Origin of the sequence: Burkholderia sp. 567, assembly GCF_040545115.1 — a bacterium.
Classification (GTDB): Bacteria; Pseudomonadota; Gammaproteobacteria; order Burkholderiales; family Burkholderiaceae; genus Burkholderia; species Burkholderia ambifaria.
On record NZ_JBEPLG010000015.1, the window covers coordinates 1 to 14,148 of the forward strand.

Consider the following 14,148-nt stretch of genomic DNA (forward strand, 5'->3'; position numbering starts at 1 on the left):
GCGCCGGGGCTTCTACAACCTTCCCCGTCAGCACCGCTTCCCTTCCTCCCGCGCCGCGTTTCCGTTAGCGCGAAAGAGGCGTGATTGTAGGCACCCGCCCCTGCCGACGCAACCCCTTTGTGAAAATATTTTGAAAAAGCCCCCGTGCGCTGCCGCGCACGGGGCCGGGGGTTCGACGGACTACGCACCACCCGCGATCCTGAGGCAGCTGGCGGCTGGTCGCACTCCCTTTCTCTATATATATGTACTGGGCGATTTCACTTGCCGCCAACCGCGGCGTGCAGTTGCTCAATCGGCACCGCCTCAGCCATCGCCGTGTAGCCGGCGTCGCTCGGGTGAATGCCGTCACCGCTGTCGTATCGGCGCAGCAGCACACTCGGGCGCGCCGGATCACGCAGCACCGCGTCGAAGTCGACCACACCGTCGAACCCGCCGCCGCTCCGAATCCACCGGTTCACCTCGAGCCGGATCGCCTCGCGCCCGGCCGGCAATGCAGCAGCCGTAAGCGTTGCACCGAACACCTTCACGCCCTGGCGGTGCGCGGCCTCGATCAACCGGCGGTAGCCGTCGATCAACGATGCGGCCGTGACCTGCGTATGCGGGCTGTCACAATCGAGCCCCGCCCGGGGCGGCATCGTCGCGAAGTTGATGTCGTTGATGCCGATCAGCACGATCGCCGCCTTCACCCCCGCGCGCGAAAGCGCATCGCGCTCGAACCGCGACGCGAGCGACGTGCCGTAGCACGCCGAATCGCTGAGCAGCCGGTTGCCGCTGATCCCGAGATTCACCACGCCGAGCGTATTCGAACCTGCCGCGGTCAGCCGGAGAGCCAGCGCGTCCGGCCAGCGACGGTTGCGGTTCAGGCTGGAGCGCAGGCCGTCGGTGATCGAGTCCCCGATCGCCGCGACACTCGCCCGCGCGGCGCCGGCCTCGACGGCCAATTCGGTCACCCATGCATACTGGGTAAAGCGCGTGCGGAATGCGCCGGCACCCGGGTCGTTCACGTGATCGCCCGGCGCCGATACGTAATTGAACTGGTTCGACACCCGGTGCCACACGGTCATCCGCTGGTTCGCCCCCATCCGCAGGCTGATCGCATACGGCCGCCCGGCTGTCACGTCGATCGTCACCGGGTCGCTTTCGAGTTCCTGGCCCGGCCCGAGCGTCACCGACGCCTTGCCGCCGAAGCGCACGGCCGTGCCCGACCCATCGGCCAGCGCCGCGCCGTCGCCCGCGCGCGCAAGGCCCGCGGCGTCGATCACCAGCGGTGCGCGACCATATGCATTGCTCACCCGAATTCGCGCGGCATGTCCCGATACGGTCGGATAGACGATCTGCCGAACGGTCCGGCCGGCGACGTCGGGCGCACGATAGAGCGGCGGCGGCGCAGCGAGGTCGGGAATCGGCTGCAACGCCGTCGCCCACGCGGCGACCCAACCGGCCTGGGCCGAGGCCGAGGCCGCGAGCGGCGACAGGAACATGGACGCGCCCAGCACGGTCGCGACGAAACTGCTTCGAAATGACATCGGCGAAATCCTCATCGGAAAGCGGGCATTGTGCCGCAGAAGCCGCCGATCTCACGCGCCGAACCGCCTTCGCGTGCAGCGATCGAGCCCCGACGCCTCTCGTTTACCCCAGTCTTGCCGCAAATGCACAAGAAATTTATTAACCGACCGGTCGGTTGGTTTATACTTCGCACACATTCAACCGGACGGGAATCTCCGCCATGTACACGCAATCCCTCGACATCCCCGGCAACGTCGCGCCGCTCGACGCCGCAGCCGAGTCGCCCGAGCAGGCGCGGTTCGACGCGGTCATGGCCGCGGACGGCAAGATCGAACCGCAGGACTGGATGCCCGACGCCTATCGCAAGACGCTGGTCCGCCAGATCTCGCAGCATGCGCACTCGGAAGTGGTCGGCATGCTGCCGGAAGGCAACTGGATCTCGCGCGCGCCGAGCCTGAAGCGCAAGGCGATCCTGCTCGCGAAAGTCCAGGACGAAGCCGGCCACGGCCTCTATCTATATAGCGCAGCCGAAACGCTCGGCGTCTCGCGCGATGCGCTGATCGACGCGCTGCACGCCGGCAAGGCGAAATACTCGAGCATCTTCAACTACCCGACGCCGACCTGGGCCGACGTCGGCGTGATCGGCTGGCTCGTCGACGGCGCCGCGATCATGAACCAGATTCCGCTGTGCCGCTGCACATACGGCCCGTACGCGCGCGCGATGATCCGCGTGTGCAAGGAAGAGTCGTTCCACCAGCGCCAGGGTTTCGATGCGCTGCTGTCGATGATGAAGGGCACCGACGCGCAGCGCGCGATGGTCCAGCAGGCCGTGAACCGCTGGTGGTGGCCGGTGCTGATGATGTTCGGCCCGAGCGATGCCGATTCGGTCCACAGCAGCCAGTCCGCGAAATGGGGCATCAAGCGGATCTCGAACGACGACCTGCGGCAGAAGTTCGTCGACGCGACGGTCGACCAGGCGAAGGTCCTCGGCGTGACGCTGCCCGACCCGGACCTGAAATGGAACGACGCGCGCGGCCACCACGACTACGGCGCGATCGACTGGGATGAATTCTGGCGCGTCGTCAACGGCGACGGCCCTTGCAACAAGGAACGCCTCGCGACCCGCGTGAAGGCGCACGACGACGGCGCGTGGGTACGCGAAGCCGCGCTCGCGCACGAAGCGAAGCGCCGCGCCCGCGCCGAACAGCACGCCGCCTGAGCGGCAACCATCGAATACAGATTCAGGAGAGAGTGATGAACAAGGAATGGCCGATCTGGGAAGTGTTCGTGCGCAGCAAGCAGGGCCTCGACCACAAGCATTGCGGCAGCCTGCACGCGGCCGACGCGTCGATGGCGCTGCGCATGGCGCGCGACGTCTACACGCGCCGCCAGGAAGGCGTGAGCATCTGGGTGGTGCCGTCGTCGGCGATCACCGCGTCGGATCCGGCCGAGAAGGCCGAGCTGTTCGAACCGGCGGGCGACAAGATCTACCGTCACCCGACGTTCTACACGCTGCCCGACGAAGTCAACCACATGTAACGCCCGCGCCATGACGATCACGCCCGAACACCTCTCCTACGTGCTGCGCCTTGCGGACAATGCGCTGATCCTCGGTCAGCGCAACGCCGAATGGTGCGGCCACGGCCCGATCCTCGAGGAAGACATCGCGCTCACCAACATGAGCCTCGACCTCATCGGCCAGGCCCGCATGCTGTATACGCACGCAGCCGAACTCGAGCGCCAGCTCAACGGCGCGGCGAAGACGGAAGACGATTACGCGTACTTCCGCACCGAGCGCGAATTCGCGAACTTCACGCTCTCCGAGCTGCCGCACTACGGCCCGATCGCCGGCACCGCGCACGCCGACAAGGACTACGCGGTGACGATCGTGCGCAACTTCCTCTACGCGACGCTGATGCTGCACGTGTGGACGGCGCTCGAAACGTCGACGGACGCGCACCTCGCCGCGATCGCCGCGAAATCGGTGAAGGAGACCCGCTATCACGTGCAGCACGCGCGCGAATGGCTGGTGCGCCTCGGCGACGGCACCGACGAATCGCATCGCCGCGCGCAGGCCGCGCTCGATTACCTGATTCCGTACACGCGCGAATTCTTCGCGGCCGACGCGATCGACGACGCCGTCGCCGCACTGGGCATCGCACCGGCACCGGCCGCGCTCGAAGCCGCGTGGCGCGCGGACGTGGACGATGCGCTCGCGGAGGCGACGCTCACCCTGCCGGCACCCGTCCAGCATGTGACGACCGGCAAGCAGGGCGAGCACTCCGAGCACATGGGCTATCTGCTCGCGGAAATGCAGAGCCTCGCGCGCCAGCACCCCGGCGCGAGCTGGTAACCGGCCGACCCAACGGAGCCCGACGATGTCCGTCCAGACCGCCACACCCGCCGACGCCACGCCCGCCGCGCATCGCCACGATCCGTTGCTCGCGCGTGCGTGGGATGTGCTCGAAGCGGTGCCCGATCCCGAAATCCCGGTTGTGTCGATCCGCGAGCTCGGCATCCTGCGCGACGTCCGTCGCGCGGACGACGGCCTGCTCGAAGTCGTGATCACGCCGACCTACTCCGGCTGTCCGGCCATGTCGCAGATCGCCGAGGACATCGCCGCCGCGCTGCAGGCCGCCGAGCTGCCGCCGCACCGGATCGAGACGGTGCTCGCGCCCGCGTGGACGACCGACTGGATCACGCAGGAAGCGCGCGAGAAGCTGCGCGCCTACGGCATCGCGCCGCCCGTCGGTCAGTGCGGCAGCGCCGCGCCACGGGAAACCGTCGTGCGTTTCGTGCCGCGGCCAGTCGCGGCGCCGGTTTGCCCGCGCTGCGGCTCCGCCCGCACCGAGCGTCTCGCGCAATTCGCGTCCACGGCCTGCAAGGCGCTGTATCGCTGCGTCGACTGCCGCGAACCCTTCGACTACTTCAAACCCTATTGATCATGGCGACTCCGCAATTTCACCCGCTGCGTATCCGCGACGTGCGCCCCGAGACCGCCGACGCCGTTACCGTCTCCTTCGACGTGCCGCCGGAGCTGCGCGACGCGTTCCGCTTCACGCAGGGCCAGTTCGTCACGCTGAAGACCCATATCGACGGCGAGGAAACGCGCCGCTCGTACTCGATCTGTGTCGGCACGACCGACTACGACCGGGACGGCGAACTGCGCATCGGCATCAAGCGCGTGCGCGGCGGCCGTTTCTCGAATTTCGCGTTCGACACGCTGAAGCCGGGCCACACGATCGACGTGATGACGCCGGACGGCCGCTTCTTCACGCACCTGAACGCCGATCACGGCAAGCAGTACGTCGCGTTCTCCGGCGGCTCGGGCATCACGCCGGTGCTCGCGATCGTGAAGACGACGCTCGAACTCGAACCGCGCAGCACGTTCACGCTGATCTACGGCAACCGCAGCGTCGACGCGATCATGTTCGCGGAGGAGCTCGAGGACCTGAAGAACCGCTACATGAACCGCTTCGTCCTGTATCACGTGCTGTCGGATGACCAGCAGGACGTCGAGCTGTTCAATGGCGTCCTCGACCAGGCGAAATGCGCGGAATTCCTCGCCACGCTGATGCCCGCCGACGCGATCGACGAAGCGTTCATCTGCGGCCCCGCGCCGATGATGGACGCAGCCGAAGCCGCGCTGAAAGCAGCCGGCGTGCCGCAGGCGAAGGTCCATGTCGAACGCTTCGGCACGCCGCTGCCGCAGGCCGGCGCCCCCGTCGTCGAGATCACCGACACGACGCCGGCCGCGGACCTCGAAATCGTGCTCGACGGCAAGAAGCGCAAGCTGCGTCTGCCGTACGAAGGCGTGAGCCTGCTCGACGTCGGCCTGCGCGCGGGCCTCGCGTTGCCCTACGCGTGCAAGGGCGGCGTGTGCTGCACGTGCCGAGCGAAGGTGGTCGAAGGCGAAGTGCGGATGGAAAAGAACTACACGCTCGAGGAACACGAAGTGAAGGACGGCTTCGTGCTCACGTGCCAGTGCCACCCGATCAGCGACAAGGTCGTCGTAAGCTTCGACGAGCGTTGAGCGGCGTCGTACCGGCGCGGCGTGCCGGTTTCTCGTCGTCACACATCTCGCTTACACTAGGGGCCGCCGGCCGGCTGGACGTCATCGCGTCCGCCCGTCCGGCGGTTTTCTTTTGTTCGATGACAGGCCGATGAGTACCATTCACGTGATTCAGGGCGGCACCGCCGCCGCGTCGCTACGCGAGGCGCTCGCGCAAGCCGGACGCGACGAGCGCGTCGTCGGATTGCTCGACGATCTCGCGGTCGGGCCACTGAAGGGCGCCGACGAGACGCCCGACACGCGCGCCGCCTTCTGGCAGCGCGTGCTCGGCGATCAGATTCCCGACTGGAATGCGGAAATCCAGGGCGAGTTCGCCCGCCTCGACCAGCTCGCGATGGACACCGGCCAGGTGGTCGTGTGGCACGCGCCGAGCGTCGGCGACAAACTGCTGCTGCGCCGCGTCGCCTATCACCTGCGCAACGTGCCGCAGCGCCTGAACGAGGTGCGGCTGTCGGCCGCCGACCTGGACGCACCGCAGCGCGCGGCGCTGACCCGCACCGACCAGGCCTGTTCGACGGGGATGTTCTCGCCGGCGGCGCTCGCACGCAAACGGCCGATGGCCGCGCCGGTCTCGGTGCTGCGCATCGGCCGCCTCGCGCTCGAATGGCAGGAGGCCAAGCACCTGAATGCCGAGTTGCGCTACTGGGTGAGCAACACGATCAAGAGCGGCCAGTACGCCGACCTCGACGCGCTGATCGCCGCGCACGCGGAACCCGGCTGGCAGCCCGCACAACGCATCGTCGGCGGCATCATGGCCGGCGCCGACCGCGGCGGGCTGTTCGTCAGCGACTCGATCGCGTGGTGGCGCTGCCGCGAGCTCGCGGCAGCCGGCCGGCTCGAGTTGCAGGACGACGCGCCGGCCGCCCTCTCTTTCACGCAGGTACGCGCGCCCGCCGCGCCCCGCTAACGCTACTCTTTCGCATTCCACCATGGCCCGTACCCGAGCGCCCGACCACGAATCCCAGCGCGAGCAGATCCTCGATCTCGCCGCCGAGAAATTCGCGCAAACGAGCTATCCGAGCACGTCGATGTCCGATCTCGCGACCGCGAGCGGCACGTCGAAGGCGCGTCTCTATCACTATTACGAGAGCAAGGAAGCAATCCTGTTCGACCTGCTCGACCGCTACACGAAACGGTTGATGCTGATCATCGCCGAGGTCGAAGGCGCCAGCCAGCGGCGCGGCCTCAGCGAGCGCGACGCGTTCGCCGAACTGGTGCGGGCGTTCCTCGCCGAGTACGAGACGTCGCACAGCCGCCACGTCGCGCTGCTCAACGACGTGAAGTATCTGGAGGATGCGCAGCGCGAAATCGTGCTGGACCGCCAGCGCGACATCGTCGCGGCCTTCGCGCGCCAGCTCGCGCGCGCGTATCCGGACCGGATCTCCAAGGAAAACCAGACGTCGGTCACGATGATGGTGTTCGGGATGATCAACTGGACGTTCACGTGGCTCAAGCCGGGCGGCCGTCTCGGCTACCGCGACTTCGCCGAACAGGTGATCGACCTGATGGAGCGGGGGCTGTCGGCGGGCGCGTGATTGCCGCAGAGCAGCATGCGTTGCGTGGCGGGCACACTGCGGCAGCGCGCCGCGCATTTCATATGATGAATTTTAAATCCGTTAAAAATCAAATAGATAACGAATTAACTAAGCGGATTTAGAATTTCCCCTCAGCACAAATAACGTCAAATACGGGTTTTCCCCAACCCCGCTCGGGTAAAATGCGCTGCGTCGCACAACACATTTGTGCAGCACCACACTGAGGAACCCACGATGAACACGCAATCCAACCGCCGTGCCGATGCCGTCGGCCACGCCGGTACTGCGCCGGTTCTCGTCAGGGAACTGGCTTCCAAAGACCGTGAGCGCATGCTCACCCACTTTCTCTCGCTCGACGAAGAGGACCGCCTGCTGCGCTTCGGCCAGATGGTGCCCGACCACGTGATCGAGAACTATGTCCGGACGCTCGACTTCGGGCGCGACACCGTGTTCGGCGTGTTCGACCATGCGCTCGAACTGATCGGCGTCGGCCACCTGGCTTACCTGCCGGTCGAAGGCGACAAGCGCACGGCCGAATTCGGCGTGTCGGTGCTCGAAAGCGCCCGCGGCCGCGGCGTCGGCTCGAAGCTGTTCGAGCGCGCGGCGATCCGCAGCCGCAACACCCGCGTGACGATGCTGTACATGCATTGCCTGTCGCGCAACGCGACGATGATGCACATCGCGAAGAAGTCCGGGATGCGCATCGAATACGCGTACGGCGAAGCCGATGCGTACCTGTCGCTGCCGCCGGCCGACCACTCGACGATCCTCGCCGAGATGCTGCAGGAACAGGCCGCGGTGTTCGACTATGCGCTGAAGCGCCAGGCGCACCGCACGTCGAAGTTCATCGAATCGCTGATGCCCGCCACGCTGACGGCGTGACATCGGCCGACCGGGCTGCCCCGCGGGGCGCCCGGCCCTTCTTCCTTGCCCTCTTCCCCGCCGCGCGCTAGCGTACCGACCGGATCGGCAACGCCGTCGTCTCCTTGAAGCACTCGAGCGAGAAGCTCGTCTTCACGTCGATCACCGACGGGTGGTGCAGCAAATGCTCCTGCACGAAGCGGGAGAAGTGCGCCATGTCCTCGACCTGCACGCGCAGCAGGTAATCCATGTCGCCCGTCATCGCATGGCACGCGACCACTTCCGGCCAGGTCTGCACGGCCGCGCGGAACAGTTCTGCGTGGGTCGCGCCCGCGCGCGCCGACGTCTCGTCGGCCCGGACCGGCGCCAGGCCGCCCCGCTTCTCGAGTCGCACACTCACATAGGCGAGCAGGTCGAGCCCGAGCTTCTGCGGATCGAGCAGCGCGACGTAGCCGGTGATCACGCCGATTTCCTCGAGCCGGCGGATTCGCCGCAGGCACGGGCTCGGCGACAGGTTCACGCGCTCGGCGATCTCCTGGTTCGACAGGCGGCCGTTCTCCTGGAGAATCGCGAGAATCCGCCGGTCGATGGCATCCAATTCGGCTTGCGCCATTTTCTGCCCTCCGATGATTATTTCGAGACTGTAAATTGCGCCATCGTAGGCACGGACAATTAAGTTCGCAAGTTTACGCTCTCCTCTGCCCGCTACACTTTGTCGCATGGAGCGATGCGTTGCGCGCGCCGCGGCACGCATCTCCTTCGACTTGAAACCGGCCGGGTTCCCCACCTCGCCCCGGCCGCTCGCACCGCACACAGGAGACACGGCATGCAGATCCCCAACTGGGAGAATCCCGTCGGCACCGACGGCTTCGAATTCATCGAATACACCGCACCGGATCCGAAAGCGCTCGGACAGCTGTTCGAGCGGATGGGTTTCACCGCGATCGCACGCCATCGCCACAAGGACGTGACGGTCTACCGCCAGGGCGACATCAACTTCATCATCAACGCCGAACCCGATTCGTTCGCACAACGCTTCGCGCGCCTGCACGGCCCGTCGATCTGCGCGATCGCGTTTCGCGTGCAGGACGCCGCGAAGGCGTACAAGCACGCGCTCGACCTCGGCGCGTGGGGCTTCGACAACAAGACGGGCCCGATGGAGCTGAACATCCCGGCGATCAAGGGCATCGGGGATTCGCTGATCTATTTCGTCGACCGCTGGCGCGGCAAGAACGGCGCGCAGCCCGGTGCGATCGGCGACATCAGCATCTATGACGTCGACTTCGAGCCGATCGCCGGCGCGAACCCGAACCCGGCCGGCCACGGCCTCACCTACATCGACCACCTGACGCACAACGTGCATCGCGGCCGCATGCAGGAATGGGCCGAGTTCTACGAGCGCCTGTTCAACTTCCGCGAAGTGCGCTACTTCGACATCGAAGGCAAGGTGACGGGCGTGAAGTCGAAGGCGATGACGTCGCCGTGCGGCAAGATCCGGATCCCGATCAACGAGGAAGGCTCGGACACGGCCGGCCAGATCCAGGAATACCTCGACGCGTATCACGGCGAAGGCATCCAGCACATCGCGCTCGGCACGAACGACATCTACGGCGCGGTCGACGGCCTGCGCGGCAAGGAAGTGAAGCTGCTCGACACGATCGACACCTATTACGAGCTGGTCGACCGCCGCGTGCCGAACCACGGCGAATCGCTCGACGAGCTGAAGAAGCGCAAGATCCTGATCGACGGCGCCCGCGACGACCTGCTGCTGCAGATCTTCACCGAGAACCAGATCGGCCCGATCTTCTTCGAGATCATCCAGCGCAAGGGCAACCAGGGCTTCGGCGAAGGCAACTTCAAGGCGCTGTTCGAATCGATCGAGCTCGATCAGATCCGCCGCGGCGTGGTCCAGGACAAGGCCTGACGCAGACGGCCGCGCGCATATCGGCGGCACAAGAAAAAAGGGCGGGAATCTTGCGATTCCCGCCCTTTTGTCGTTCTGCGCGTGTCGGCGCGGCCCGGCGGCCGCGCGAACGGATCAACGCACGTTCGCCTTCGCTGCGATGGCGCGCTCGGCCGGCTGCGCGGCTGCGTCCTGCGCCGGCGCGATCTGACGCATCTGCGCGCCGGCTGCCGCCAGTGCGCTCGCGCCGCGCGCGTGCACCGGGCCGGTCATCGCGAAAAACGCCGTGGACACGATCAGGAAACTCTGGATATGACGTGTGTTCATTGCACCTCCTTAAAAACTGCCGGCGCCTCCCCGGTTGCGTCGGAACGGGCCGACGCGGCCGGGCACCTCCGGCAGGCCGACAAGATTAACGGCATTTGTACGAAGATGGGGCCGGCTTTACATGCTTTTACATGATGTAACGCATGGCGGCACGCCGTTTCGTCGACGCGCGGTGGCCAACCGGCCGGTGGGCGACGGGTTTATCCCAGTGCTACCATCGCTTAAAACCGGCCAATATGCCGGCCACTGCCGAGACGTTCACAAGACGTCGACGCACTTGAAGCTTTGGTGATCCCAAACTGGGTGGAGGAGACTGTTCAATGAATGCCCCGCTAGACGCAGACCAACGCGCTTCGCTCGAAGCCGCGCTGAAGTCCGTCACGCTCGACGACAAATACACGCTCGAACGCGGCCGCGCGTACATGAGCGGCATCCAGGCGCTCGTGCGCCTGCCGATGCTCCAGCAGGAACGCGACCGCGCCGCCGGCCTCAACACGGCCGGCTTCATCTCCGGTTACCGCGGTTCGCCGCTCGGCGGCCTCGACCTCTCGCTGTGGAAGGCCAAGCAGCACCTCGCCTCCCACCAGATCGTCTTCCAGCCCGGTCTCAACGAAGATCTCGCCGCCACCGCCGTGTGGGGCTCGCAGCAGGTGAACCTGTACCCCGGCGCGAAGTACGACGGCGTGTTCGGCATGTGGTACGGCAAGGGGCCGGGCGTCGACCGCACCGGCGACGTGTTCAAGCACGCGAACTCGGCCGGCTCGTCGCCGCACGGCGGCGTGCTGGTGCTCGCCGGCGACGACCACGCGGCGAAATCGTCGACGCTCGCGCACCAGTCCGAACACATCTTCAAGGCCTGCGGGCTGCCGGTGCTGTTCCCGTCCAACGTGCAGGAATATCTCGACTTCGGCCTGCACGGCTGGGCGATGAGCCGCTACTCGGGCCTGTGGGTCGCGCTCAAGTGCGTGACCGACGTGGTCGAATCGTCGGCGTCGGTCGACATCGACCCGCATCGCACCGAGATCGTGCTGCCGACCGACTTCATCCTGCCGGAAGGCGGCCTGAACATCCGCTGGCCCGACCCGCCGCTCGTGCAGGAAGCGCGGCTGCTGGACTACAAGTGGTACGCGGCGCTCGCCTATGTGCGCGCGAACAAGCTCGACCGGATCGAGATCGACTCGCCAACCGCGCGCTTCGGGATCATGACGGGCGGCAAGGCGTACCTCGACGTGCGCCAGGCGCTGAGCGACCTCGGCCTCGACGACGAAACCTGCGCGCGGATCGGCATCCGCCTCTACAAGGTCGGCTGCGTGTGGCCGCTCGAGGCGCAAGGCGCGCAGGCCTTCGCGCGCGGCCTCGACGAAATCCTCGTCGTCGAGGAAAAGCGCCAGATCCTCGAATACGCGATCAAGGAAGAGCTGTACAACTGGCCCGATGCGCAGCGCCCGCGCGTATTCGGCAAGTTCGACGAGAAGGACGGCGCCGGCGGCGAATGGTCGGTGCCGATGGGCAACTGGCTGCTGCCCGCGCACTACGAACTGTCGCCCGCGATCATCGCGAAGGCGATCGCGACGCGCCTCGAGAAGTTCGAGCTGCCGTCCGACGTGCGCGCGCGCATCGCCGCGCGGCTCGCGGTGATCAACGCGAAGGAAATGGCGCTCGCGAAGCCGCACGTGCAGACCGAGCGCAAGCCGTGGTTCTGCTCGGGCTGCCCGCACAACACGTCGACCAACGTGCCGGAAGGCTCGCGCGCGATCGCCGGGATCGGCTGCCACTACATGACGGTGTGGATGGACCGCAGCACGAGCACCTTCAGCCAGATGGGCGGCGAAGGCGTGCCGTGGATCGGCCAGGCGCCGTTCACCGACGAAAAGCACGTGTTCGCGAACCTCGGCGACGGCACCTATTTCCACTCGGGCCTGCTGGCGGTGCGCGCGGCGATCTCGTCGAAGGCGAACATCACCTACAAGATCCTCTACAACGACGCCGTCGCAATGACGGGCGGCCAGCCGGTCGACGGCGTGCTGACGGTGCCGCAGATCACGCACCAGCTCGCGTCCGAAGGCGCGAAGAAGATCGTGATCGTCACCGACGAGCCGGAAAAGTACGACGGCCAGAAGGCGCTGCTCGCGCCGGGCGTGACGATCCATCACCGCGACCAGCTCGACGACGTGCAACGCGAGCTGCGCGAGATCGCCGGCACGACGATCCTGATCTACGACCAGACCTGCGCGACGGAGAAGCGCCGCCGCCGCAAGCGCGGCACGTATCCGGATCCGGCGAAGCGCGTCGTGATCAACGACGCGGTGTGCGAAGGCTGCGGCGACTGCTCGGTGCAGTCGAACTGCCTGTCCGTCGAGCCGCTCGAAACCGAATTCGGCACGAAGCGCCAGATCAACCAGTCGAGCTGCAACAAGGACTTCTCGTGCCTGAAGGGCTTCTGCCCGAGCTTCGTCACGGTCGAGGGCGGCCAGTTGAAGAAGCCGAAGGCCGTATCGGTCGACGGCGGCGCGCTGCCGCCGATTCCCGAGCCGGCGCTGCCGGCGATCGATCGCGCCTACGGCGTGCTCGTCACGGGCGTCGGCGGCACGGGCGTCGTCACGATCGGCGCGCTGCTCGGCATGGCCGCGCACCTGGAGAACAAGGGCGTGACCGTGCTCGACGTCACGGGCCTCGCGCAGAAGGGCGGCGCCGTGATGAGCCACGTGCAGATCTCGCACGCGCCGACCGACATCCACGCGACGCGAATCGCGATGGGCGAAGCCGACCTCGTGATCGGCTGCGACGCGATCGTCACGGCCGGCGACGAATGCACGTCGCGGATGCGGCATGACACGACGCGCGTGGTCGTCAACAGCGCGCAGACGCCGACCGCCGAGTTCATCAAGAACCCGAACTGGGCGTTCCCGGGCGTGTCCGCCGAGAACGACATCCGCGCGGCGGCCGGCTCGGCCGTCGACTTCATCGACGCGAACCGCTTCGCGGTCGCGCTGCTCGGCGACGCGATCTACACGAACCCGTTCGTGCTCGGTTACGCGTGGCAGAAAGGCTGGCTACCGCTCACGCTCGCGTCGCTCGAACGCGCGATCGAGCTGAACGCGGTGTCGGTCGAGAAGAACCGGGCGGCGTTCGACTGGGGTCGCCGCGCCGCGCACGACCTCGCGAGCGTAAAGCAGGCCGCGGCCGGCGACGCGCGCCCCGTGCAGGGCGCGACGGTGATCGCGCTGCACACGAAGAAGGCGGTCGATGCCTTGATCGCGAAGCGCGTGGAGTTCCTCACCGCGTACCAGAACGCCGCGTACGCAGCGCGCTATGCCGCCTTCGTCGACCGGGTGCGAGCGGCCGAACGCGCGCTGGCGGACGGCGACGCCGTGCAGGAGCCGCTGACCGAGGCGGTCGCACGCAATCTGTTCAAGCTGATGGCGTACAAGGACGAATACGAGGTCGCGCGGCTGCAGTCCGATCCCGCGTTCCTCGCCCGCCTGTCGTCGCAGTTCGAAGGCGATTGGAAGCTGAAATTCCACCTCGCGCCGCCGCTGTTCGCGAAGACGGATGCACACGGCCATCTCGTGAAGAAGGCGTACGGCCCGTGGATGATGTCCACGTTCCGGCTGCTCGCGAAGGCGAAGTTTCTGCGCGGCACGGGGCTCGACCCGTTCGGCCGCACCGAGGAGCGCCGCACCGAGCGCGCACTGATCGGCGAGTACGAAGCGCTGATTGGCGAAGTGCTCGGCAAGTTGAACGCGGCCAACCGCCCGCTCGCGCTCGAGCTCGCGGCGCTGCCGGACGGCATTCGCGGCTATGGCCACGTGAAGGAGAACAACCTGCGCGCGGTGCGCCAGAAGTGGAACACGCTGCTCGCGCAGTGGCGTTCGCCGACGGCCGGGCAGACGAGCCAGCAGGTCGCGTAACGGTACGGGGCGGGCGTTCGCGGTCAGGACGCC

The 14,148-nt window shown here is 66.8% G+C and carries 13 protein-coding genes; 10 read left to right on the forward strand and 3 right to left on the reverse strand.

All coding sequences use genetic code 11. The features are described from left to right. Positions 1 to 257: 257 nt before the first annotated feature. Entirely contained in the window at positions 258 to 1,526 is a 1,269-nt protein-coding gene (locus ABIC50_RS31140) for an SGNH/GDSL hydrolase family protein (RefSeq protein ID WP_354168626.1), read from the reverse strand. A gap of 200 nt (positions 1,527 to 1,726) precedes the next feature. On the opposite strand from ABIC50_RS31140, the gene paaA reads away from it, so the two are divergent. The 8 genes from paaA (at position 1,727) to ABIC50_RS31180 (ending at position 7,995) form a co-directional block, all read left to right on the forward strand. After that, entirely contained in the window at positions 1,727 to 2,725 is a 999-nt protein-coding gene (paaA, locus tag ABIC50_RS31145) for a 1,2-phenylacetyl-CoA epoxidase subunit PaaA (RefSeq protein ID WP_011655753.1), read from the forward strand. 35 nt (positions 2,726 to 2,760) lie between these two features. After that, positions 2,761 to 3,045, forward strand: a complete 285-nt coding sequence (gene paaB, locus ABIC50_RS31150) for a 1,2-phenylacetyl-CoA epoxidase subunit PaaB (RefSeq protein WP_006752453.1) — start codon at positions 2,761 to 2,763, stop codon at positions 3,043 to 3,045. A 10-nt stretch (positions 3,046 to 3,055) separates the two neighbouring features. Beyond that, the gene (gene paaC / locus ABIC50_RS31155) at positions 3,056 to 3,859 is read left to right on the forward strand and encodes a 1,2-phenylacetyl-CoA epoxidase subunit PaaC (protein WP_354168627.1); all 804 of its coding nucleotides are present in this window, start codon (positions 3,056 to 3,058) and stop codon (positions 3,857 to 3,859) included. Between the two features lie 25 nt (positions 3,860 to 3,884). Further along, entirely contained in the window at positions 3,885 to 4,448 is a 564-nt protein-coding gene (paaD, locus tag ABIC50_RS31160; RefSeq protein ID WP_175680019.1) for a 1,2-phenylacetyl-CoA epoxidase subunit PaaD, read from the forward strand. A 2-nt stretch (positions 4,449 to 4,450) separates the two neighbouring features. Further along, positions 4,451 to 5,539, forward strand: coding sequence for a 1,2-phenylacetyl-CoA epoxidase subunit PaaE (paaE, locus tag ABIC50_RS31165; RefSeq protein ID WP_192720254.1), 1,089 nt, complete (start codon positions 4,451 to 4,453; stop codon positions 5,537 to 5,539). Positions 5,540 to 5,669: 130 nt separating this feature from the next. After that, complete coding sequence (locus ABIC50_RS31170; protein ID WP_354168629.1) at positions 5,670 to 6,485, forward strand: DUF1835 domain-containing protein; 816 nt, start codon at positions 5,670 to 5,672, stop codon at positions 6,483 to 6,485. Positions 6,486 to 6,507: 22 nt separating this feature from the next. Further along, on the forward strand, positions 6,508 to 7,113 hold the full coding sequence (locus tag ABIC50_RS31175) for a TetR/AcrR family transcriptional regulator (protein WP_011655748.1): 606 nt from the start codon (positions 6,508 to 6,510) through the stop codon (positions 7,111 to 7,113). A gap of 234 nt (positions 7,114 to 7,347) precedes the next feature. Next, positions 7,348 to 7,995 carry a GNAT family N-acetyltransferase gene (locus ABIC50_RS31180; protein WP_011655747.1) on the forward strand — a complete coding sequence of 216 codons (648 nt, stop codon included), beginning with the start codon at positions 7,348 to 7,350 and terminating at the stop codon, positions 7,993 to 7,995. 67 nt (positions 7,996 to 8,062) lie between these two features. Here ABIC50_RS31180 and ABIC50_RS31185 read toward each other — a convergent pair whose 3' ends face one another. Then, positions 8,063 to 8,587, reverse strand: a complete 525-nt coding sequence (locus tag ABIC50_RS31185) for an Lrp/AsnC family transcriptional regulator (protein WP_011655746.1) — start codon at positions 8,585 to 8,587, stop codon at positions 8,063 to 8,065. A 213-nt stretch (positions 8,588 to 8,800) separates the two neighbouring features. Between ABIC50_RS31185 and hppD the strand changes: the two genes are divergently transcribed. Further along, complete coding sequence (gene hppD / locus ABIC50_RS31190) at positions 8,801 to 9,898, forward strand: 4-hydroxyphenylpyruvate dioxygenase (protein WP_105785749.1); 1,098 nt, start codon at positions 8,801 to 8,803, stop codon at positions 9,896 to 9,898. A gap of 114 nt (positions 9,899 to 10,012) precedes the next feature. Here the strand turns inward: hppD and ABIC50_RS31195 are convergent, their stop codons facing one another. After that, positions 10,013 to 10,204, reverse strand: coding sequence for a hypothetical protein (locus ABIC50_RS31195; RefSeq protein WP_354168631.1), 192 nt, complete (start codon positions 10,202 to 10,204; stop codon positions 10,013 to 10,015). Positions 10,205 to 10,524: 320 nt separating this feature from the next. On the opposite strand from ABIC50_RS31195, the gene ABIC50_RS31200 reads away from it, so the two are divergent. Next, positions 10,525 to 14,115, forward strand: coding sequence for an indolepyruvate ferredoxin oxidoreductase family protein (locus ABIC50_RS31200; protein WP_354168632.1), 3,591 nt, complete (start codon positions 10,525 to 10,527; stop codon positions 14,113 to 14,115). Positions 14,116 to 14,148: the final 33 nt, after the last annotated feature.

Excerpts from the sequence above, each read along its gene's own strand:
- ABIC50_RS31140 (WP_354168626.1), bottom strand. The coding sequence starts at position 1,526 with ATGTCATTTCGAAGCAGTTTCGTCGCGACCGTGCTGGGCGCGTCCATG.
- paaA (WP_011655753.1), top strand. The coding sequence starts at position 1,727 with ATGTACACGCAATCCCTCGACATCCCCGGCAACGTCGCGCCGCTCGAC.
- paaB (WP_006752453.1), top strand. The coding sequence starts at position 2,761 with ATGAACAAGGAATGGCCGATCTGGGAAGTGTTCGTGCGCAGCAAGCAG.
- paaC (WP_354168627.1), top strand. The coding sequence starts at position 3,056 with ATGACGATCACGCCCGAACACCTCTCCTACGTGCTGCGCCTTGCGGAC.
- paaD (WP_175680019.1), top strand. The coding sequence starts at position 3,885 with ATGTCCGTCCAGACCGCCACACCCGCCGACGCCACGCCCGCCGCGCAT.
- paaE (WP_192720254.1), top strand. The coding sequence starts at position 4,451 with ATGGCGACTCCGCAATTTCACCCGCTGCGTATCCGCGACGTGCGCCCC.
- ABIC50_RS31170 (WP_354168629.1), top strand. The coding sequence starts at position 5,670 with ATGAGTACCATTCACGTGATTCAGGGCGGCACCGCCGCCGCGTCGCTA.
- ABIC50_RS31175 (WP_011655748.1), top strand. The coding sequence starts at position 6,508 with ATGGCCCGTACCCGAGCGCCCGACCACGAATCCCAGCGCGAGCAGATC.
- ABIC50_RS31180 (WP_011655747.1), top strand. The coding sequence starts at position 7,348 with ATGAACACGCAATCCAACCGCCGTGCCGATGCCGTCGGCCACGCCGGT.
- ABIC50_RS31185 (WP_011655746.1), bottom strand. The coding sequence starts at position 8,587 with ATGGCGCAAGCCGAATTGGATGCCATCGACCGGCGGATTCTCGCGATT.
- hppD (WP_105785749.1), top strand. The coding sequence starts at position 8,801 with ATGCAGATCCCCAACTGGGAGAATCCCGTCGGCACCGACGGCTTCGAA.
- ABIC50_RS31195 (WP_354168631.1), bottom strand. The coding sequence starts at position 10,204 with ATGAACACACGTCATATCCAGAGTTTCCTGATCGTGTCCACGGCGTTT.
- ABIC50_RS31200 (WP_354168632.1), top strand. The coding sequence starts at position 10,525 with ATGAATGCCCCGCTAGACGCAGACCAACGCGCTTCGCTCGAAGCCGCG.